At 59.6% G+C, this 20309-nt stretch carries 21 protein-coding genes and 1 other RNA gene; 17 read left to right on the top strand and 5 right to left on the bottom strand.

Annotated features, from left to right (window positions below; genetic code table 11):
• The first annotated feature begins 207 nt into the window (after positions 1-207).
• Complete coding sequence (locus tag IF199_RS25000) at positions 208-1344, top strand: acyl-CoA dehydrogenase family protein (RefSeq protein ID WP_192558958.1); 1137 nt, start codon at positions 208-210, stop codon at positions 1342-1344.
• Between the two features lie 49 nt (positions 1345-1393).
• Here the strand turns inward: IF199_RS25000 and IF199_RS24995 are convergent, their stop codons facing one another.
• Positions 1394-2434 (bottom strand): NADP(H)-dependent aldo-keto reductase, encoded by a 1041-nt coding sequence (locus IF199_RS24995; protein WP_192558957.1) that lies wholly within the window; start codon positions 2432-2434, stop codon positions 1394-1396.
• A gap of 244 nt (positions 2435-2678) precedes the next feature.
• Between IF199_RS24995 and rplM the strand changes: the two genes are divergently transcribed.
• The 7 genes from rplM (at position 2679) to IF199_RS24960 (ending at position 7566) form a co-directional block, all read left to right on the top strand.
• On the top strand, positions 2679-3107 hold the full coding sequence (gene rplM, locus IF199_RS24990) for a 50S ribosomal protein L13 (RefSeq protein ID WP_003228062.1): 429 nt from the start codon (positions 2679-2681) through the stop codon (positions 3105-3107).
• Positions 3108-3121: 14 nt separating this feature from the next.
• Entirely contained in the window at positions 3122-3514 is a 393-nt protein-coding gene (gene rpsI / locus IF199_RS24985; protein WP_007961615.1) for a 30S ribosomal protein S9, read from the top strand.
• 269 nt (positions 3515-3783) lie between these two features.
• Entirely contained in the window at positions 3784-4377 is a 594-nt protein-coding gene (gene petA / locus IF199_RS24980) for a ubiquinol-cytochrome c reductase iron-sulfur subunit (RefSeq protein ID WP_003228055.1), read from the top strand.
• Positions 4377-5588: a cytochrome b gene (locus tag IF199_RS24975; protein ID WP_096822842.1), complete on the top strand. Its 1212-nt coding sequence runs from the start codon at positions 4377-4379 to the stop codon at positions 5586-5588. The genes petA and IF199_RS24975 overlap by 1 nt, the downstream gene beginning before the upstream one ends.
• A complete protein-coding gene (locus IF199_RS24970) occupies positions 5588-6370 on the top strand; it encodes a cytochrome c1 (protein WP_096822841.1) in 783 nt (260 codons plus the stop codon). The genes IF199_RS24975 and IF199_RS24970 overlap by 1 nt, the downstream gene beginning before the upstream one ends.
• 148 nt (positions 6371-6518) lie before the next feature.
• Positions 6519-7136: a glutathione S-transferase N-terminal domain-containing protein gene (locus IF199_RS24965; protein WP_096822840.1), complete on the top strand. Its 618-nt coding sequence runs from the start codon at positions 6519-6521 to the stop codon at positions 7134-7136.
• 16 nt (positions 7137-7152) lie between these two features.
• Positions 7153-7566, top strand: a complete 414-nt coding sequence (locus tag IF199_RS24960) for a ClpXP protease specificity-enhancing factor (protein ID WP_192558956.1) — start codon at positions 7153-7155, stop codon at positions 7564-7566.
• Positions 7567-7617: 51 nt separating this feature from the next.
• On the opposite strand, the gene IF199_RS24955 is transcribed toward IF199_RS24960, so the two are convergent.
• The 4 genes from IF199_RS24955 to IF199_RS24940 all read right to left on the bottom strand — a co-directional run bounded on the left by IF199_RS24955 (position 7618) and on the right by IF199_RS24940 (position 11062).
• Positions 7618-8196, bottom strand: coding sequence for a BON domain-containing protein (locus IF199_RS24955; RefSeq protein ID WP_096822839.1), 579 nt, complete (start codon positions 8194-8196; stop codon positions 7618-7620).
• Entirely contained in the window at positions 8193-8786 is a 594-nt protein-coding gene (locus IF199_RS24950) for a phosphoheptose isomerase (RefSeq protein WP_007928463.1), read from the bottom strand. The genes IF199_RS24955 and IF199_RS24950 overlap by 4 nt, the downstream gene beginning before the upstream one ends.
• A gap of 102 nt (positions 8787-8888) precedes the next feature.
• Positions 8889-9251: a YraN family protein gene (locus IF199_RS24945; RefSeq protein ID WP_007956783.1), complete on the bottom strand. Its 363-nt coding sequence runs from the start codon at positions 9249-9251 to the stop codon at positions 8889-8891.
• A complete protein-coding gene (locus tag IF199_RS24940; protein WP_096822837.1) occupies positions 9251-11062 on the bottom strand; it encodes a penicillin-binding protein activator in 1812 nt (603 codons plus the stop codon). Before IF199_RS24940 ends, IF199_RS24945 begins: the two co-directional genes overlap by 1 nt.
• A 240-nt stretch (positions 11063-11302) precedes the next feature.
• Here IF199_RS24940 and rsmI point away from each other — a divergent pair, with 240 nt between their 5' ends.
• From rsmI to mraY, 9 genes are all read left to right on the top strand, one after another.
• Entirely contained in the window at positions 11303-12145 is an 843-nt protein-coding gene (rsmI, locus tag IF199_RS24935; protein WP_173861362.1) for a 16S rRNA (cytidine(1402)-2'-O)-methyltransferase, read from the top strand.
• A 73-nt stretch (positions 12146-12218) separates the two neighbouring features.
• Positions 12219-12572, top strand: an RNA gene (gene rnpB / locus IF199_RS24930) — RNase P RNA component class A.
• Between the two features lie 403 nt (positions 12573-12975).
• Positions 12976-13431 (top strand): division/cell wall cluster transcriptional repressor MraZ, encoded by a 456-nt coding sequence (gene mraZ / locus IF199_RS24925; RefSeq protein WP_003205355.1) that lies wholly within the window; start codon positions 12976-12978, stop codon positions 13429-13431.
• Complete coding sequence (gene rsmH, locus IF199_RS24920; RefSeq protein WP_425220332.1) at positions 13428-14375, top strand: 16S rRNA (cytosine(1402)-N(4))-methyltransferase RsmH; 948 nt, start codon at positions 13428-13430, stop codon at positions 14373-14375. Before mraZ ends, rsmH begins: the two co-directional genes overlap by 4 nt.
• Complete coding sequence (ftsL, locus tag IF199_RS24915; RefSeq protein ID WP_007956777.1) at positions 14372-14665, top strand: cell division protein FtsL; 294 nt, start codon at positions 14372-14374, stop codon at positions 14663-14665. The genes rsmH and ftsL overlap by 4 nt, the downstream gene beginning before the upstream one ends.
• Positions 14665-16404 (top strand): peptidoglycan D,D-transpeptidase FtsI family protein, encoded by a 1740-nt coding sequence (locus tag IF199_RS24910; RefSeq protein ID WP_173861365.1) that lies wholly within the window; start codon positions 14665-14667, stop codon positions 16402-16404. Before ftsL ends, IF199_RS24910 begins: the two co-directional genes overlap by 1 nt.
• Positions 16404-17867: a UDP-N-acetylmuramoyl-L-alanyl-D-glutamate--2,6-diaminopimelate ligase gene (locus tag IF199_RS24905; RefSeq protein WP_192558955.1), complete on the top strand. Its 1464-nt coding sequence runs from the start codon at positions 16404-16406 to the stop codon at positions 17865-17867. The genes IF199_RS24910 and IF199_RS24905 overlap by 1 nt, the downstream gene beginning before the upstream one ends.
• Entirely contained in the window at positions 17860-19227 is a 1368-nt protein-coding gene (locus IF199_RS24900; RefSeq protein ID WP_192558954.1) for a UDP-N-acetylmuramoyl-tripeptide--D-alanyl-D-alanine ligase, read from the top strand. The genes IF199_RS24905 and IF199_RS24900 overlap by 8 nt, the downstream gene beginning before the upstream one ends.
• On the top strand, positions 19227-20309 hold the full coding sequence (gene mraY / locus IF199_RS24895) for a phospho-N-acetylmuramoyl-pentapeptide-transferase (protein ID WP_096822832.1): 1083 nt from the start codon (positions 19227-19229) through the stop codon (positions 20307-20309). The genes IF199_RS24900 and mraY overlap by 1 nt, the downstream gene beginning before the upstream one ends.

The raw sequence follows: 20309 nt of genomic DNA, 5'->3' as shown, positions 1-20309 counted from the left end.
AACCCGGTCGATCGCCAGGATGCTGACGCGCCGCAAGGGCGTGGAGACTTGCTTAGACATAATTCAACTTTTGTTTTTATAAGGGAAAGTGGTCACCAGACGGCTGGATCGTCTTATTTTTTGTCGGATGTGTCCAGTGTCCTGTATCGGAAGCGAGGCTTAGTCTCTGAAGGTCTGATCCCTTCAACAATAAAGAAAAGGTGTCGCATGATCCCCAGAACCCTGTTCAGCTCCGAGCACGAATTGTTCCGCGACAGCGTGCGGACATTCCTTGAAAAAGAGGCCGTGCCGTTCCACGGGCAATGGGAAAAACAAGGCTACATCGACCGCAAATTGTGGAACAAGGCAGGGGAGGCGGGGATGCTCTGCTCACACCTGCCGGAAGAATACGGCGGGCTGGGGGCGGACTTCCTGTACAGCGCTGTGGTCATCGAAGAAGTGGGGCGGCTGGGTCTGACCGGCATCGGTTTCTCGCTGCATTCGGACATCGTTGCGCCTTACATCCTGCATTACGGCAGCGAGGCGTTGAAGCACAAGTACCTGCCGAAACTGGTGTCCGGCGAGATGGTTACGGCCATCGCCATGACCGAGCCAGGCGCGGGTTCCGACTTGCAGGGGGTCAAGACCACCGCCGTGCTGGACGGTGACGAATATGTCATCAACGGTTCGAAAACCTTCATCACCAATGGTTTTCTCGCCGATCTGGTGATCGTCGTCGCCAAGACCGATCCCAAGGCTGGAGCGAAGGGCACCAGTCTGTTTCTGGTGGAGGCGAACACGCCGGGCTTCGACAAGGGCAAGCTCCTGGAGAAGGTCGGAATGAAGGCTCAGGACACGTCGGAATTGTTCTTCCAGGACGTGCGAGTGCCGAAGGAAAACCTGTTGGGTCAGGCCGGGGCCGGGTTTGCCTATCTGATGCAGGAATTGCCGCAGGAGCGTCTGACCGTGGCCATTGGCGGGCTGGCCTCGGCCGAGGCGGCGCTGCAATGGACGCTGGAATACACCCGTGACCGCAAGGCGTTCGGCAAGGCGATTGCCGACTTCCAGAACACGCGCTTCAAGCTGGCGGAAATGGCCACCGAGATTCAGATCGGCAGGGTGTTCGTCGATCGCTGCCTGGAGCTGCACCTGCAAGGCAAGCTCGACGTACCGACCGCAGCGATGGCCAAGTACTGGGGCACGGATCTGCAATGCAAGGTGCTCGACGAATGCGTGCAGTTGCATGGTGGCTACGGTTTCATGTGGGAGTACCCGGTGGCCCGGGCGTGGGCAGATGCGCGGGTGCAGCGGATCTATGCCGGCACCAACGAAATCATGAAAGAGATCATTGCGCGGTCGCTATGACCTGGGCGCTCCCACGCTCGTGCGTGGGAGCGCGACTTTTAGCGCGGGATCAAGGCGCCGGGTTCGGATGATCCTTGTGAATCGCTTCAATCCCTTCAAGCACTTCGTCTGAAAGATTCAGATAGAAACTGGCAATGTTGCTGTCCAGTTGCTCAAGCGTCGTCGCCCCGATGATGTTGCTGGTGACGAACGGTTGCTGATTGACGAAGGCCAACGCCATTTGCGCCGGATCCAGGCCGTGCTCCCGAGCGAGTGCCACGTAACGGCTGCACGCCGCTTCCGATTGCGGGTTGAAATAGCGGCTGAAGCGGCTGTAGAGGCTCAGGCGACCTTTTGGCGGACGGGCGCCACCTTCGTACTTGCCCGACAGGAAACCGAACGCCAGCGGCGAATAGGCGAGCAGGCCGCACTGTTCGCGAATGGCGACTTCCGCCAGACCGACTTCGAAGCTGCGGTTGAGCAGGTTGTACGGGTTCTGGATCGACACCGCGCGCGGCCAGCCACGGGCTTCGGCCAAAGCCAGGAAACGCATGGTGCCCCACGGGGTTTCGTTGGACAGGCCGATGTGGCGGATCTTGCCGGCCTTCACTTGCTCGTCGAGCGCTTCGAGGGTGTCCTCGAGCGGGGTGAGGTTGGCTTCGATCTTGTGTTTGTAGCCCAGTTGTCCGAAAAAGTTGGTGCTGCGCTCCGGCCAGTGCAATTGATACAGGTCGATGTAGTCGGTCTGCAGGCGCTTGAGGCTGGCGTCCACGGCTTCGGTGATGTGCTGGCGGTTGTGGCGCAGGTTCTTGTCGCGGATGTAGTCGATGGTATTGCCGGGACCGGCGATCTTGCTGGCGAGGATCCAGTCGGCGCGGTCGCCGCGACTCTTGAAGTAATTGCCGATGTAGCGCTCGGTGGTGGCATAGGTTTCGGCTTTCGGCGGCACCGGGTACATCTCGGCGGTGTCGATGAAATTGATCCCGGCGCCCTTGGCCCGTTCGATCTGGGCGAAGGCTTCAGCTTCAGTGTTTTGCTCGCCCCAGGTCATGGTGCCGAGGCAGATTGCACTCACGTTCAGGTCGGTACGGCCTAGCTGGCGATAGTCCATCGGGTGCTCCTTGGGCAAAACAAGCATAAAAGCAGGTTGAAATTTTTTTCGCAATCTGCATAATTGCCGACCTCTTTCTGCAGTGGAAGTGATGCGCCGCCGCCGAAGAATCTTGCCGTTGAACGGACGCGCCGACCCGAGCCCCCGAAAGCGTCTGTATCCGGCTGCCTTTGACTTGTCAAAGTACGCACTATTCAGTAAGATCCGCCGTCTTATTTACAGGCGGCCCCTGAGGCTATAAAGAATGAAAACTTTTACTGCTAAACCGGAAACAGTAAAGCGCGACTGGTTTGTCGTCGACGCTGCTGGTCAGACCCTGGGTCGTCTGGCCACCGAAATCGCGAGCCGTCTGCGTGGCAAGCACAAGCCTGAGTACACTCCTCACGTTGACACCGGCGACTACATCGTCGTAATCAACGCCGAGCAGATCCGTGTTACCGGTGCTAAAACCACTGACAAAATGTACTACTCCCACTCCGGTTTCCCGGGCGGCATCAAGTCGATCAACTTTGAAAAGCTGATCGCCAAAGCCCCTGAGCGCGTGATCGAGACCGCGGTTAAAGGCATGCTGCCTAAGAACCCACTGGGTCGCGACATGTACCGTAAGCTGAAAGTCTATGCGGGCGCTGCACACCCTCATACTGCTCAGCAGCCCCAAGAACTGAAGATTTAACGGAATAGTTCATTATGTCGGCGACTCAAAATTACGGCACTGGCCGTCGCAAGACCGCAACCGCACGCGTTTTCCTGCGTCCGGGTACTGGTAACATCTCCATCAACAACCGTTCGCTGGATTCGTTCTTCGGCCGCGAAACTGCCCGCATGGTAGTTCGTCAGCCGCTGGAACTGACCGAGACTGTCGAGAAATTCGACATCTACGTCACCGTGATCGGCGGTGGTGTAAGTGGTCAAGCTGGCGCAATCCGCCACGGCATCACTCGCGCTCTGATGGACTACGACGAAACCCTGCGTAGCGCTCTGCGCAAAGCTGGCTTCGTTACCCGCGACGCCCGTGAAGTTGAACGTAAGAAAGTTGGTCTGCGTAAAGCGCGTAAGCGTCCGCAGTACTCGAAGCGTTAATTTCGCTTCCACGTTCAAAAAGAACGCCCGATTCCTCACGGAACCGGGCGTTTTTTTATGCGTGCGATTTCTCGAATAATTGCGCTGTGACAACTTGCCACATTCGTAGACCCCCTATACTACAAGGCTTGGGGGCCACCCCTCCGGGTAATTACCTTGTCAGAATTGGGGCTTTTCATTACCATTCGGCAAAATTTTTATAAGTACATAGATTCATATTTAGTAGATGCCTGATTTAACAGGCCACAAAGCTGATGGGAGAGGACTGAATGAGCAATGACGGCGTGAATGCAGGCCGGCGTCGCTTCTTGGTAGCAGCCACATCCGTGGTGGGTGCTGCAGGAGCGGTGGGGGCTGCGGTCCCGTTCGTGGGGTCATGGTTTCCCAGTGCCAAGGCGAAAGCTGCCGGTGCACCGGTGAAAGTGAATGTCAGCAAAATCGAGCCCGGACAGCAGATGATTGCTGAATGGCGCGGCCAGCCGGTATTCATTGTTCGCCGTACTGCGGAAATCCTGGGGAATCTCAAGAAGATCGAGGGCCAGCTCTCCGATCCGACCTCCAAAAACTCCACGCAACCTACCTATGTCGACCCTGAAGTGCGTTCGATCAAGCCGGAAATTCTGCTGCTGATCGGGATCTGCACTCACCTGGGTTGCTCACCAACTTTCCGTCCCGAAGTGGCACCCGCGGATCTGGGAAAAGACTGGGTAGGCGGCTATTTCTGCCCTTGCCACGGTTCCCACTACGATCTGGCTGGCCGCGTCTACAAGTCGCAACCTGCGCCTTTGAACCTGCCAGTACCCCCGCATTCCTATGAGACCGATGACCTGATTGTCATTGGCGTCGATACGGAGAAAGCGTGATGAGCAAGTTCATGGATTGGGTTGATGCGCGCTTCCCCGCCACCAAGATGTGGGAAGACCATCTCAGCAAGTATTACGCTCCAAAAAACTTCAACTTCTTCTACTTCTTCGGCTCGCTGGCGCTGCTCGTTCTGGTCAACCAGATCGTCACCGGTGTCTGGCTGACCATGAGCTACACCCCGTCGGCGGAAGAGGCGTTTGCCTCCGTCGAATACATCATGCGCGACGTCGAGTACGGCTCGATCCTGCGTTTGCTGCACTCCACCGGCGCTTCGGCGTTCTTCATCGTGGTCTATCTGCACATGTTCCGTGGCCTGCTTTACGGTTCGTACCAGAAGCCGCGCGAGCTGGTGTGGGTGTTCGGCATGCTGATCTACCTGGCGCTGATGGCTGAGGCTTTCATGGGTTACCTGCTGCCATGGGGCCAGATGTCCTACTGGGGCGCCCAGGTGATCATCTCGCTGTTCGGCGCGATTCCGGTAATCGGTAACGACCTGACCCAGTGGATTCGTGGTGACTACCTGATTTCCGGAATCACCCTGAACCGCTTCTTCGCTCTGCACGTTGTGGCCCTGCCGATCGTGATTCTCGGTCTGGTGGTGTTGCACATCCTGGCGTTGCACGAAGTCGGTTCAAACAACCCCGACGGCGTGGACATCAAGAAGCACAAAGACGAAAACGGTATCCCGCTGGACGGCATCGCCTTCCACCCGTACTACACCGTGAAAGACATTGTCGGCGTCGTGGTGTTCCTGTTCATCTTCTGCTTCATTGTGTTCTTCTTCCCGGAAATGGGCGGCTACTTCCTCGAAAAACCAAACTTCGAGCAAGCCAACCCGTTCAAGACGCCTGAGCACATTGCACCGGTCTGGTACTTCACGCCGTTCTACGCGATCTTGCGTGCGGTCCCTGACAAACTCATGGGTGTTATCGCCATGGGTGCGGCGATTGCGGTGCTGTTTGTCCTGCCATGGCTCGACCGCAGCCCGGTCAAGTCGATGCGCTACAAAGGCTGGATGAGCAAGATCTGGCTGGTGGTGTTCTGCATTTCGTTCGTGATCCTCGGCATTCTGGGCGTTCTGGCCCCGACGCCGGAGCGCACCTTGCTGTCGCAGGTATGTACCTTCCTGTACTTCGCCTACTTCATTCTGATGCCTTTCTACACCAGGCTCGAGAAGACCAAACCGGTTCCGGAAAGGGTGACTGGCTGATGAAAAAGTTATTTTTTGCTCTGATTTTTGCTGCGCTGCCAGTGCTGTCTTTCGCTGCCGAACACGGTGGTCCGGAACTGGAAAAAGTCGACATCGACGTTTCCGACAAGGCTGCCCTTCAGGATGGTGCGCGTACCTTCGCCAACTATTGCATGGGTTGCCACAGTGCCAAGTTCCAGCGTTACGAGCGTGTTGCCGATGACCTCGGCGTACCGCATGACCTGATGCTGCAGAAACTGGTGTTCACTGGCGCCAAGATCGGCGATCACATGACCATCGGCATGCAGCCGGCCGACGCCAAGACCTGGTTCGGCGCAGCGCCGCCGGACCTGACCCTGGTGGCTCGTGTTCGTGGCACTGACTGGCTTTATGGTTACCTCAAGTCGTTCTACGAAGACCCTGCGCGTCCATGGGGCGTGAACAACAAGGTCTTCCCGAACGTCGGCATGCCAAACGTGCTGGTCGGCCTGCAAGGTCGTCAGGTCGTGGGTTGCAAGCAGGTGCAGATCGTCGAAAACGGCAAGAAGCAATATGACCCGCTGACCGGTACGCCTCTGACTCATGAAGCGTGCGATCAGTTGACCATCGTGCCGAAAACCGGAGCCCTGAACGAAGAGCAGTTCGATGAGAAGGTCAAGAATCTGGTAACCTTCCTGGCTTACTCGGCTAACCCGGTTAAGCTGCAACATCAGCGCATCGGTACTTACGTCTTGCTGTACCTGGCGTTCTTCTTTGTGTTCGCCTACCTGCTCAAGCGTGAATACTGGAAAGACGTGCACTGATAACGCTTCAAGCAATTGCTGTTAATCGCGCGCGCCCAAGGGCGCCTCTGAAAACGCAACGCCTGGTCTGTCAGGTATTGCGGGAGGCGCCCTCTGGGCGCGCGCGTTTTTCCGGCTCCGACAATTTCAACAAGCGAGGAGGATCGCCATGGGCGTGACCAATCGGTTGGCCTGTTACTCCGACCCCGCCGACCACTATTCCCACCGAGTGCGCATCGTGCTTGCAGAGAAGGGTGTCAGCGCCGAAATCATTTATGTGGAGGCTGGTCGTCAGCCGCCTAAACTGATTGAGGTGAACCCTTACGGGAGTCTCCCGACGCTGGTCGATCGCGACCTGGCGTTGTGGGAGTCGACCGTGGTGATGGAATATCTGGATGAGCGTTACCCGCATCCGCCATTGATGCCGGTGTACCCGGTGGCGCGTGCCAACAGTCGTCTGTTGATACACCGTATCCAGCGCGACTGGTGTGGTCTGGTGGATCTGATTCTGGATTCACGCACCAAGGAAGCCGCGCGCGTCGTGGCGCGCAAGGAATTGCGCGAAAGCCTGACGGGCGTGTCGCCGTTGTTTGCCGACAAGCCGTTTTTCCTCAGTGAGGAACAAAGTCTGGTGGATTGCTGCCTATTGCCAATACTCTGGCGTTTGCCGATTCTGGGTATAGAACTGCCGCGGCCAGCCAAGCCGCTGCTTGATTATATGGAGCGTCAGTTTGCGCGTGAGGCTTTCCAGGCGAGTCTGTCTGGTGTCGAACGCGACATGCGCTAAGGCTTAAGGAGCCGCTATGAACTCCAGTCGACCTTATCTGGTCCGCGCGCTCTACGAGTGGATTGTGGATAACGATTGCACCCCGCACATGCTGGTCAATTCCGAATACCCGGCGGTTCAGGTGCCACAGGGTTTTGCCAGTGACGGGCAGATTGTCCTGAATATTTCGCCGAGTGCCGTGCGTCATCTGCACATGGACAACGACGTCGTGACCTTCGAAGGTCGCTTCGGTGGCGTTCCGCACAGCCTGTACGTGCCGATTGCCGCGATCCTGGGTATTTATGCCCGGGAGAACGGTCAGGGCATGGTGTTCGATCTGGAGTCGCCGATGGATGACGAAGACGAGATCGATCAGGATGACGATATTCCGCCGCCGGACAGCGAGCCGCCACGCCCAAGCGGCCGGCCAAGCCTGAAAGTGGTGAAGTAATAAAAAAGGCGATCCAATCGGATCGCCTTTTTTGTGCCTGCGCTTTGCGTATCAGTCGATGTATTCGAACAGTTTCACAATTTTCTGCACGCCGGAAACACCCTGCACCAGATTGGTGGCCTGGGCCGCTTCCTGCTTGGTCAGCAGGCCGAGCAGATAGACGATACCGTTCTCGGTCACGACCTTGATGCGCGAGCCGGGAATGTTGGCGTCGGCAAGCATCTGGGTTTTGATCTTGGTCGTCAGCCAGGAGTCATTCTGGCGGGCGAGGAAGCTTGAAGGTGCAATCAATTGCAGCTCGTTGTGCACCGTCTTCACTCGTTGCACGTTGGCGGCAGCCTGTTCGGCCTTGGCTTTGAGGTCTGCGTTCTCGGTCTGGCCGGCCAGAAGTACGACGCCGTTGAAGCTGGTGACGACGATGTGCGATTTTTTGTCCATGTTCGGATCGGCCTTGGACACATTGACGCCGACTTTGGTTTCGATCAGTGAGTCGTCGATCTTGCTGCCGAAGGTGCGGGTGCCGCGATCGTCTTCGATCGGTGCTTCGCGGCTGGCATTCACCACGGAGGTGCAGCCAGTAATTCCGAGGCACAGGGTCAAGGCCAGAAGGCCAAGGCGATTAGGGGTCATTCTTCACTCCCGAACAGTTGGCTGTCGATCAGATCGCAAAGGCAATGGATCGCCAGCAAGTGGACTTCCTGAATACGTGCGGTGACGTTGGCCGGTACGCGAATCTCGACGTCCTCGGGCAACAGCAACGACGCCATGCCGCCGCCATCGCGGCCGGTCAATGCTACGACAATCATTTCTCGATCATGTGCGGCCTGGATCGCTTGAATAATGTTCGCCGAGTTACCGCTGGTCGAAATCGCCAGCAATACATCGCCTGGCTGGCCGAGCGCGCGGATCTGCTTGGAGAATACTTCGTTGTAGCTGTAGTCGTTGGCGATCGAGGTGATGGTCGAGCTGTCGGTGGTCAGGGCGATAGCCGGCAGGCTCGGGCGCTCGCGCTCGAAGCGGTTGAGCAGCTCCGAGGAGAAGTGCTGGGCATCGCCGGCCGAACCGCCGTTGCCGCACGAGAGCATCTTCCCCTCGTTGAGCAAGGCGTTGACCATCACTTGGCTGGCTTGCTCGATGTGCGGTGCAAGTACGTCCATCGCCTGTTGCTTGGTGTCGATACTGGCCTGAAAAAGCTGGCGAATTCGGGATTGCATGTCCATCTGTGTGACCTTAATTAGCGCGGCTGTCCGGCACGTGAATGTGCAGCCCGCAAAGCAAAGAGCAAAAGTGTTGAGTGAAAATGTCCAGGTCGGCGCAGGCGCTCAACTGTCGAACGCATTCTGCAACCAGTTCAGCTGACCCTGGTGGCTGTCGATGGCCACCACGTCGAAGCGGCAGGGGGAATTGGCCCAACGCGACTCGCGCTGAAGAAAATACTGTGCGGCGAAAATCAGTTTCTGCCGTTTGCGCCCATCGATACTGTCGAGCGCTCCACCCCATTGAGTGTTCTTTCGGTAACGTACTTCGACGAATACTACTGTATCGCCATCAAGCATGACCAGATCAAGCTCGCCGCGTTTGCATAACCAGTTCTGCGCCAGAAGGCGCAGACCCTGGTGTTGCAGATGCTCGAGCGCCTGGCGCTCGGCATCCTTGCCGCTTTGCAGGTGTGACCTGTCGGGCATCAGCGCGGAGTGTCCGGCAGGCGCTGAACCTGACCGCTGACGAACTGAGCCCATGGCAGTTGACGCACGACACGTTGTGTTTGAGTCATGCCCAGGCTGCCCGACAGACCGTCGATGCGGCTGTCCGGCAGCGCCTTGAGCTGATCAAGGCGTGGCGCCAGGCGGTAGGCATCAACACCCATCGCATACAGGCGGCCGAGGCTGCCGGAGGCTTGTGGCCACTGTGCGGTGACCTGCTTGCGCAGCGGGTCGTTGGCATCCAGCAACCATGGGGTCTCGCAGAAGCGCACACCGTTCATGTCGTTGTACTGGTTCACGTCGCCGCTGGCGCTGAACACGTGGGAGGTCGCGTAGACCGGCACGTCGCCGGCGTACTGGAAGTTCAGGGTCGGCTTGATCTGCTGCGCCTGTTGCGGGGTCGCGGCGAGGAAGATGAACTCGATGTCCTGGCGACGCGAAGGCTGGGCGGCGACGTTCGTGCCGGCAGCATTCTGCAGGCTCTTGGCGCGGGCTTCGCTCTGGCGCAGCTGGAACATGTCGGCGATCTGTTGGGCCAGTTGCACAGGCTGATCGACGCGCTCGGTGGCGACGATGCTGCCGCCATTGGCTTGCCAGTCCTGGCTGAACGCACGCAGGACGCGGTCGCCCCATTCGCCTTTCGGCACCATGATCGCGGCGCGGTGCAGACCGTCGGCACGGGCGCGGCGGGACACTTCGCGGGCTTCGTCTTCAGCAGCCAGGCCGAACTGGAACAGTTGCGCCGGGCCCTGGTCGCCTTCGCTGTAGTTCAGCGCGAGGGTCGTGATCGGCAGTTGTGGGCGGGTGCTCAGCTGTTTGACCAGTGGTTTTTCCAGTGGCCCGACAACCAGTTGCACGCCGTCGGCCTGGGCCTTGCGGTAGAACTCGTCCATGTTGGTCAGGTGCGAGCTGTCGTAGAACACGATGGCCGGTGGTTTCTGACCGGCTTGCTGAGCCTGGTAGTGCGCGGCCATGAAGCCGTCACGCAGGGCCTTGCCGACCGAGGCCAGTTGGCCGTCCTGTGGCAGCAGCAGGGCAATCTTGCTCAGAGGCTGGCTGGCCAGTTCCTTGAGCTTGGTCAGTGGCAGCGGCAGGTTGATCGCGGCCGGGTGTTTCGGGTGCTGAGAGCGCCAAGCGTCGATGGCGGCTTGCTGTTGCTCGAGGGTGCCGGCAGTTTTCACTGCCAGAGCCAGGCTCATCCAGCCGCCGAGGTCATCGGTGGTGTTCGGTTGCAGTTGATCGGTCGGCAGCGATGCAATCAGGGTCCAGATCGCTTCGTGGTTCTTGCTGGCGGCTTCGCCTTCCAGCATCGGTGCGATGAAGATGCGCTCGCGAGCGGCAGCCAGTGTCTGGCCATCGGCTTCAAGGGCGCGGGCGTGAACGGTGCCGGCGCGAACCTGCAGCGGTATCGACATTTCGCTCAGGCGCTGCAGGCTTGGATGGTTCAAGGCTGCCAGCGCGGCTTTCGGCTGGTTGCGGGTCATGGCCAGTTCAGCGGCCAATGTGCTGGCGAATGCCTGCTGGCCCGGCTGGAGTTGCTCCATTGGCACCTGTTGCAGGATCTGCGCGGACTGTCCGGCATTGCCTTGACGGTAAGCCATGTCCGCCGCACTCAGGCGCAGCAGTGCAGCCTTATCCGGCGATTTGGCCTGGGCGGCCTGTTCGAGCAGTTGCTCGATGCTGGCATCCGGAGTCCGTGGAAGTTCGCCAAGGCTGGAGGAAGGGGAGCTGGCGCAAGCCGCCAGCAAGGCAGCGAGGCAGAGGGCAGTGAACAGCCGCAGGCAAGCGATCATGTAAGTGTTCCTGATACTCGATCAAATTAGCGTCGAATTGTACCCAAGCGCTGGCCGGGGCGCGATGTTACTGGCGTGAAACCGTCAATTTAGCTGATACAAATGTTGCGCGACCGCACAATGGTGCGACAAACCGTGTCTGCCGCGACCGCATCGCCGGTCGCTCGACGCGCTACAATGGCGGTTTTTACCGATCATGAGGTGTGCGCTTTGACTGCTCCAGGTGCTTTGAATTCCGCTATGGGCTCGCTTTATGTGGTGGCGACGCCCATCGGCAACCTGGATGACATCAGCGCCCGGGCGTTGAAAATCCTGCGCGAAGTGGCGCTGATTGCCGCCGAAGACACGCGCCATTCCCAGCGTCTGATGCAGCACTTCGGCATCACTACACCGCTGGCGGCCTGTCACGAACACAATGAGCGTGACGAAGGCAGTCGCTTCATCACCCGCCTGTTGGCTGGCGATAACGTGGCGCTGATTTCCGATGCCGGTACGCCGCTGATTTCCGATCCGGGTTATCACCTGGTGCGTCAGGCGCGTGCCGCCGGGATCAATGTGGTGCCGGTACCGGGTGCCTGCGCGTTGATTGCGGCACTGTCGGCTGCCGGTCTGCCGTCTGATCGTTTCATTTTTGAAGGCTTTCTGCCGGCCAAGGCGGTGGGGCGCAAGGCGCGTCTTGAGGCGATCAAGGAAGAGCCGCGCACGCTGATTTTCTACGAGGCGCCGCATCGTATTCTGGAGTGTCTGCAGGATATGGAAGCCGTATTTGGCGCTGATCGCCCGGCATTGCTCGCCCGTGAAATCACCAAAACCTTTGAAACGCTCAAGGGCCTGCCGCTGGCCGAGTTGCGCGCATTCGTCGAGGCGGATAGCAATCAACAGCGTGGCGAATGTGTTGTTGTGGTGGCTGGCTGGACTGCGCCGGAATCCGAAGATGCCGTCAGCAGCGAGGCGATGCGCATCCTCAATCTGTTGCTCGAAGAGATGCCGCTCAAGCGCGCGGCGGCTCTGGCGGCGCAAATCACCGGTGAGCGCAAAAACGTGCTGTATCAGGTCGCGCTGGATCAGCAAAAAGACGCGTAACCCGTCGCGCAGACCGGTTTGCGGGCTATTAGCGCTTGTTCTTCGGGCGCTCTGCCGTTAACCTGCGCGGCGGAGAGTCGATCGGACAGTCGCTGCCCTCTATGAAAATTAGGGGGGGGAGGAAAGTCCGGGCTCCATAGGGCGAAGTGCCAGGTAATGCCTGGGAGGCGTGAGCCTACGGAAAGTGCCACAGAAAATAACCGCCTAAGCGCTTCGGCGCCGGTAAGGGTGAAAAGGTGCGGTAAGAGCGCACCGCACGTCTGGCAACAGTTCGTGGCTAGGTAAACCCCACTTGGAGCAAGACCAAATAGGGTCCCAAGGCGTGGCCCGCGCTGGGACCGGGTAGGTTGCTAAAGATGTCCAGTGATGGCCATCGTAGACGAATGACTGTTCAAGACAGAACCCGGCTTACAGATCGACTCTCCACCTTTTTCTTTTCCCTGCTTGAATTAAAGGCGACAGGGCTGTTTATTATCAGCAGGCCTGCTCTGGAAATCCGGCAGCGGCAACCGCAGTAATAGCCATTTCCCACCTTGCTTCAATCAACAGCAGAAGCGCTTTTGTAATACCGAAAAAATCTTACTCTTAACAAATTACTTTAACTTTCGAGCGCAGCTTTCAGTGCTGCATCAAGTTATTGGATAAAAGCATCCGCCAGATTCTCGTTGCGCCTCCTTTTATGCTCCTAAATCTCCGTTCTGTAAGGGTTTTCCTTTAATCCGCGCCTTGACGGTGTGGTGGGCGCATTCCTATAGTGTGCGCAAGTGGCGGAAAGTGGCATGAAGTGGGTTTTTTGAGCTCAAAACGATAAAAATTGGAGAAACGCAGACGTGTTTCGCGGAGCTAACGCTATCAGTCTCGACGCAAAGGGCCGTCTCGCCATGCCGAGCCGGTACCGTGACGAGCTCGTTTCGCGTAGTTCCGGCCAGTTGATCGTGACCATTGATGCCGTTGATCCATGTTTGTGTGTCTACCCGCTCGATGAGTGGGAAATTATTGAAACCAAGTTGCGCGCGCTTCCTTCGCTCCGCGAAGAGAACCGTCGTCTGCAGCGTTTATTGATTGGTAATGCCGTTGACCTCGAGCTCGACGGCAGTGGTCGTTTTCTGGTTCCGCCGCGTCTGCGCGAATACGCAAAGCTGGACAAGCGCGCGATGCTGGTCGGCCAACTGAACAAGTTCCAATTGTGGGACGAAGATGCCTGGAACGCGGTTTCTGCCGCTGACCTGGCTGCCATACAACAACCGGGCGCCATGCCTGACGAACTGCGTGATTTGATCCTGTGACTATTGATAGCGGCTTTAACCACATCACCGTACTGCTTGACGAAGCCGTCGAGGCTCTCGCCGTACGTCCTGATGGCTGCTATCTGGACGGCACGTTCGGACGCGGCGGGCACAGCCGGTTGATCCTCAGCAAGCTCGGTCCCGACGGCCGGCTCATCGGATTCGACAAGGATCCTCAAGCGATTGCCACCGGGCAAACGCTAGCGGCCGAAGACGGCCGCTTTGTCGTTGTGCAGCGCAGCTTTGCCGAGCTCGGTTCGGTGGTTGCCGAGCGTGGTCTGGACGGCAAGGTCAGCGGCATTCTGCTCGACCTGGGCGTGTCTTCGCCGCAGCTCGATGATGCCGAACGCGGCTTCAGCTTCCTCAATGACGGCCCGCTGGACATGCGCATGGATCCGTCCCGTGGCATCAGCGCGGCCGAGTTCGTCAACACCGCGCCTGTGGAAGAAATCGCCCGGGTGTTCAAGGAATATGGCGAAGAACGTTTCTCCGGCCGCATGGCTCGCGCCGTGGCCGAACGTCGTGACATCACGCCGTTCGAGCGTACCGCCGATCTGGCCGAAGTCCTGAAAGTCGCCAACCCGGCGTGGGAAAAGGGCAAGAACCCGGCAACCCGTGCATTTCAGGGTCTGCGCATTCACGTCAACAACGAACTGGGCGATCTGGAAGCGGGCCTTGAAGCCGCGCTCGAATGCCTGGAAGTGGGCGGTCGTCTGGTCGTGATCAGCTTCCACTCGCTGGAAGACCGCATCGTCAAACTGTTCATGCGCAAGCTGGTGAAAGGCGAAGCCGACAACCTGCCGCGCAACCTGCCGGTTCGCCACGTCGCGTTCGAACCGAAAATCAAAGTCCATGGCAAAGCGCAGACGGCCTCCGACGCCGAACTCAAAGCCAACCCACGTTCCCGTAGCGCCGTCATGCGCGTCGCGGAGAAGCTGCGGTGAGCAAGCTTTTCGCCAAGCCACTGCCTGGCGGCAGCTTTTTCATGCTGCTGCTGTTCATCGGCGTGCTCGTGTCGGCCATCGGCGTGTCTTACAGCGCCCACTGGAACCGGCAGTTGCTCAATACCCTGTACAACGAACTGAGCGTGCGCGACAAGGCGCAGGCCGAGTGGGGGCGCCTGATCCTGGAGCAAAGCACCTGGACCGCCCACAGCCGGATCGAAGTGCTGGCCACCGAACAACTGAAGATGCACATCCCTGGCGCGGCTGACGTGAAGATGGTGGCGCCATGATGAAACTCGAAGGGGCACTCTTCCCGTGGCGCTTCCGTCTGTTGGTAGGTCTGCTCGGCGTGATGGTGGCCGCGATCTGCTGGCGCATCATTGACCTGCAAGTGGTCGACCGTGACTTCCTCAAGGGGCAGGGCGATGCGCGCAGCGTTCGTCACATTCCGATTCCAGCACACCGTGGCCTGATCACCGACCGCAACGGCGAGCCTCTGGCCGTGAGTACCCCGGTGACCACGCTGTGGGCCAACGCCAAGGAAATGCAGACGGCCAAAGAGAAGTGGCCGGCACTGGCGGCGGCGCTGGGGCAGGATCCGAAAGCCCTGGCCGAACGCCTCGAAGCCCAGGCCAACAAAGAATTCATTTATCTGGTGCGCGGGCTGACCCCCGAGCAGGGCCAGGCCGTGCTCGACCTGAAAGTGCCGGGCGTCTACGGCATCGAAGAATTCCGCCGGTTCTATCCGGCCGGTGAAGTCACCGCTCACATGGTCGGGTTCACCGACATCGATGATCACGGTCGTGAAGGCGTCGAGCTGGCCTACGACGAGTGGCTGGCCGGCGTGCCCGGCAAGCGGCAAGTCATCAAGGATCGGCGCGGACGGCTGATCAAGGATGTCCAGGTCACCAAAAACGCCAAGGCCGGCAAGCCCTTGGCGTTGTCCATTGACCTGCGTCTGCAATACCTGGCCAACCGCGAGCTGCGTAACGCGATCATCGAGAACGGCGCCAAGGCTGGCAGCCTGGTGATCATGGACGTGAAGACCGGCGAAATCCTCGCCATGGTCAACCAGCCGACCTACAACCCGAACAACCGTCGCAACCTGCAACCGGCGATGATGCGTAACCGCGCGATGATCGACGTGTTCGAACCGGGTTCGACCATGAAAGCGATCTCGATGAGCGCCGCGATCGAAACCGGCCGCTGGAAACCGAGCGACACCGTCGAGGTGTATCCGGGCTCCCTGCAGATCGGCAAATACACGATCAAGGACGTATCGAAGACCGAAGGTCCGGTACTCGACCTGACCGGCATTCTGATCAATTCCAGTAACGTCGGCATGAGCAAGGTCGCGTTCGATATCGGCGGCGAAACCATTTTCCGTCTCGCGCAGAAAGTCGGCCTCGGCCAGGACACCGGCCTCGGCTTCCCGGGCGAACGTGTCGGTAACCTGCCGAATTACCGCGAGTGGCGTAAAGCCGAAACCGCAACGCTGTCCTACGGCTACGGTATTTCGGTGACCGCAATTCAGCTGGTGCACGCGTTCTCGGCGCTGGCCAACAACGGTCGCCTCGCGCCGCTGACCCTGATCAAAACCGACAAGGCGCCACAGACCACTCAGGTGCTGCCGGAAGCCGTCGCGAAAACCATGCAAGGCATGCTGCAACAGGTGATCGAGGCCCCGCGCGGTGTATTCCGTGCGCAGGTGCCGGCGTATCACGTGGCGGGCAAGTCGGGTACTGCGCGCAAGACGTCGGTGGGTACCAAGGGCTACGCCGAAAACTCGTACCGCTCGCTGTTCGCCGGTTTCGGCCCGATGAGCGATCCGCGTTACGCCATCGTCGTGGTGATCGATGAACCGAGCAAGGCCGGTTACTTCGGTGGTCTGGTTTCGGCGCCGGTATTCAGCCGTGTGATGTCCGGCACCCTGCGTCTGATGAACGTGACCCCGGACAACCTGCCGACAACACAACAGGCCAACGCCACCCCGGCCGTTCCGCTGAAAGCCAATGGAGGGCGCGGCTGATGTCTCTTAGTCTGAACAAGATTTTCCCCCACGCCGGCCACGATCTGTTGATCCGTGAACTGGCACTCGACAGCCGCAACGTGCGCGCGGGCGACCTGTTCCTCGCGGTGCCGGGCGGCAAGTTCGACGGTCGTGCGCACATCACTGATGCGCTCAACCGTGGTGCCGCCGCCGTGGCTTACGAAGTGGAAGGCGCCACCGTGCTGCCGATCACTGACGTGCCGCTGATTCCGGTCAAAGGCCTGGCCGCGCAGCTGTCGGATATTGCCGGTCGTTTTTACGGTGAGCCAAGTCATCACCTGAACCTGGTGGGCGTGACCGGCACCAACGGCAAGACCAGCGTGACTCAACTGGTGGCGCAGGCGCTGGACCTGCTCGGCCAGCATTGCGGCATCGTCGGCACCCTTGGCTCCGGTTTCTACGGTTCGCTGCAAAGCGGCCTGCACACCACGCCGAATCCGATCGCCATGCAAGCGACCTTGGGCGACCTGAAAAAGGCCGGCGCCAAAGCCGTGGCCATGGAAGTTTCGTCCCATGGTCTGGATCAGGGCCGGGTCACTGCACTGGCGTTTGACGTGGCGGTGATGACCAACCTGTCCCGCGATCACCTCGATTACCACGGCACCATGGAGGCCTACGCCGAAGCGAAGGCCAAGCTGTTTGCCTGGAATGACCTGAAGTGCCGCGTGGTCAATCTGGACGACGATTTCGGCCGGCAACTGGCCGCTGAAAAGCGTGATTCGCGTTTGATTACATATAGCTTGCTCGACAGCAGTGCCTATCTGTATGTCCGCGAAGCGCAGTTCGACGACCATGGTGTGCGCGCCACGCTGGTCACGCCGCAGGGCGAGCATCATCTGCGCAGCACATTGCTGGGCCGTTTCAACCTGAGCAACGTACTGGCTGCGGTTGGCGCCTTGCTCGGTCTGGACTACGCCCTCGACGAAATCCTCAAGGTGCTGCCGAAACTCGAAGGCCCGGCCGGACGCATGCAGCGTCTCGGCGGTGGCACCCAGCCGCTGGTGGTGGTCGATTACGCCCACACGCCGGATGCGCTGGAAAAAGTTCTGACCGCACTGCGTCCACACGTCAAAGGCCAGTTGCTGTGCCTGTTCGGTTGCGGCGGTGATCGCGATCGCGGCAAACGTCCGTTGATGGCCGAAGTGGTCGAGCGTCTGGCCGACCGCGTGCTGGTCACCGATGACAATCCGCGCACCGAAGATCCGGCGGTGATCTTCGATGACATCCGCGCCGGTTTCACGGCTGTGGATAACGTGACATTCGTGGCCGGCCGTGGCCAGGCCATCGCGCAATTGATCGCCAGCGCCTCGGCGGATGACGTGGTGGTCCTGGCCGGCAAAGGTCACGAGGACTATCAGGAAATCAACGGCGAGCGCCACGCATTCTCTGATCTGGTCGAGGCGGATCACGCCCTGACCGCGTGGGAGGTGGCCCATGCTTAAGGCCCTGAAACTCAGCGAACTGACCAATGCACTCGACGCACGTCTGATCAGTGCGGACGCCAGTTTTGACGGCGTGAGCATCGACAGTCGCGCCATCAAGGCTGGCCAACTGTTTATTGCACTGACCGGCCCGCGTTTCGACGGTCATGACTATTTGAACGACGTCGCTGCAAAAGGCGCGGTCGCGGCGCTGGTCGAGCGTGAGGTCGCCGACAGCACGCTGCCTCAATTGCTGGTCAAGGACACCCGCCAGGCCCTCGGCCAGTTGGGCGCGCTGAACCGTGCCGCATTTACCAAACCGGTTGCGGCTGTCACCGGCTCCAGCGGCAAGACCACGGTCAAGGAAATGCTCGCGAGCATCCTGCGCACGCGCGGTTCGGTGCACGCGACCCGTGGCAACCTGAACAACGACCTCGGCGTGCCGCTGACCCTGCTCGAACTTGCCCCGGAACACAGCGCGGCAGTGATCGAACTGGGTGCTTCGCGTCTGGGTGAAATCGCCTACACCGTCGGGCTGACCAAGCCGCACGTAGCGATCCTCAACAACGCCGGCACCGCTCACGTCGGTGAGTTCGGTGGGCCAGAGAAAATCGTCGAAGCCAAAGGTGAAATCATCGAAGGGCTGGCGGCCGATGGCGTCGCCGTGCTGAACCTCGATGACAAGGCGTTCGGTATCTGGAAGACCCGCGCTGCCGGTCGCAAGGTGCTGACCTTTGCCCTGAGCAACACCCAGGCAGATTTCCACGCCAGCGATCTGGCCACCGATGCCCGTGGCTGCCCGGCGTTCAACCTGCACAGTCCTGAAGGTGTGGAACGGGTTCAACTGAACCTGCTCGGCACTCATAACGTCGCCAATGCCCTGGCCGCTGCCGCTGCCGCTCACGCCCTGGGCGTGTCGCTGTTCGGCATCGCCACCGGGCTTGGCGCGGTACAACCGGTCAAGGGTCGCACCGTCGCGCAACTGGCGAAAAACGGCATGCGCGTGATCGATGACACTTACAACGCGAACCCCACCTCCATGTGTGCGGCCGTTGATATACTCGCCGGCTTTCCCGGCCGCACCGTTCTGGTGCTCGGGGATATCGGCGAGTTGGGCGACTGGGCGGAGCAGGGGCACCGCGACGTGGGCGAATACGCCCGGGGCAAGGTTTCCGCGCTTTACGCCGTCGGGCCGAACATGGTCCACGCCGTGAACGCATTCGGTAACGAGGCGCATCACTTCGGCACACAGGCCGAACTGATCCAGGCCCTCGGCGCCGAGCAGGACAAAAACACCACCATTTTGATCAAGGGTTCGCGCAGCGCAGCGATGGAAAACATCGTTGCGGCCCTGTGCGGGTCCAGTCTGGAGAAACATTAATGCTGCTGCTGCTAGCGGAGTATCTGCAACAGTTCTACAAAGGCTTCGCGGTCTTCCAGTACCTGACCCTGCGCGGGATTCTCGGTGTGTTGACCGCGCTGGTCCTGTCGCTGTGCTATGGCCCGTGGATGATCCGCACCCTGCAGAACCGTCAGATCGGTCAGTCCGTTCGTAACGACGGCCCGCAATCGCACCTGTCCAAATCCGGTACGCCGACCATGGGTGGCGCGCTGATTCTGTCTTCGATCGGTGTCAGCACTTTGCTGTGGGCTGACCTGAGCAATCGTTATGTCTGGACCGTTCTGCTGGTGACCCTGCTGTTCGGCGCCATCGGCTGGGTCGACGACTACCGCAAGGTGATCGAGAAGAACTCCCGTGGTCTGCCGAGTCGCTGGAAGTATTTCTGGCAGTCGGTGTTCGGCCTCGGCGCGGCGATCTTCCTTTATATGACCGCTGCCACTCCGGTGGAAACCACCCTGATCCTGCCGATGCTCAAGGACTACAGCATTCCGCTGGGCGCCGGTTTCATCGTGCTGACCTACTTCGTGATTGTCGGTTCGAGCAACGCGGTCAATCTGACCGACGGCCTCGACGGTCTGGCGATCATGCCGACGGTGATGGTCGGCGGTGGCCTGGGCATCTTCTGCTACCTGTCGGGTAACGTGAAGTTCGCTGAATACCTGCTGATCCCTTACGTACCGGGCGCAGGTGAGTTGATCGTGTTCTGCGGTGCACTGATCGGTGCCGGTCTGGGCTTCCTGTGGTTCAACACCTATCCGGCGCAAGTCTTCATGGGTGACGTCGGCGCACTGGCGCTGGGCGCAGCCTTGGGCACCATCGCGGTGATCGTCCGTCAGGAAATCGTCCTGTTCATCATGGGCGGCGTGTTCGTGATGGAAACCCTGTCAGTCGTGATTCAGGTTGCTTCCTTTAAGCTGACCGGTCGCCGTGTGTTCCGCATGGCTCCGATACACCACCACTTTGAACTCAAGGGCTGGCCCGAGCCGCGTGTGATCGTCCGTTTCTGGATCATCACCGTGATTCTCGTGCTGATCGGCCTTGCCACCCTGAAGCTGAGGTAG

It is taken from the genome of Pseudomonas allokribbensis, assembly GCF_014863605.1.
GTDB classification, from domain to species: domain Bacteria; phylum Pseudomonadota; class Gammaproteobacteria; order Pseudomonadales; family Pseudomonadaceae; genus Aquipseudomonas; species Aquipseudomonas allokribbensis.
This window is presented reverse-complemented; position numbering and strand designations above follow the sequence as displayed.